This window comes from Vogesella mureinivorans (assembly GCF_007644035.1).
Taxonomy (GTDB): domain Bacteria; phylum Pseudomonadota; class Gammaproteobacteria; order Burkholderiales; family Chromobacteriaceae; genus Vogesella; species Vogesella mureinivorans.
Map to the genome: position 1 here is coordinate 1 of NZ_VMTV02000613.1, position 355 is coordinate 355.

Consider the following 355-nt stretch of genomic DNA (forward strand, 5'->3'; position numbering starts at 1 on the left):
GCCGGCCAGCGCAGGGTGCGCGCGCCGTGCTGGCCGAGAACGTCGAACGCATCCTCAGCCAGGTGCGCGCCGACGGCGACAGCACCCTGCGTGCCTTGACGCGCCGTTTCGACGGCTGCGAGCTGGGCAGCTTCCGCGTAAGCGAAGACGAGTTCGAGGCGGCCGAAGCCCAGGTGTCGCCCGCGTTGAAGCAGGCCATCACCAATGCCATCGAGCGCCTCGTCAAGTTCCACGAGGCTGGCGCGCCGCGCGGCTATGCGCTGGAGACCGCGCCCGGCCTGAACTGCGAGCGGGTGATCCGTCCGATCGAGCGCGTCGGCCTGTACGTGCCGGCCGGCAGCGCTCCGCTGCCCTC

At 71.5% G+C, this 355-nt stretch carries 1 protein-coding gene; it reads left to right on the forward strand.

The window, feature by feature from the left end; translation table 11 throughout:
• Window positions 1-26: 26 nt before the first annotated feature.
• Window positions 27-355 (forward strand): histidinol dehydrogenase (locus FLQ44_RS16525; RefSeq protein ID WP_240801315.1); only part of this gene is annotated, 329 nt, incomplete at its 3' end.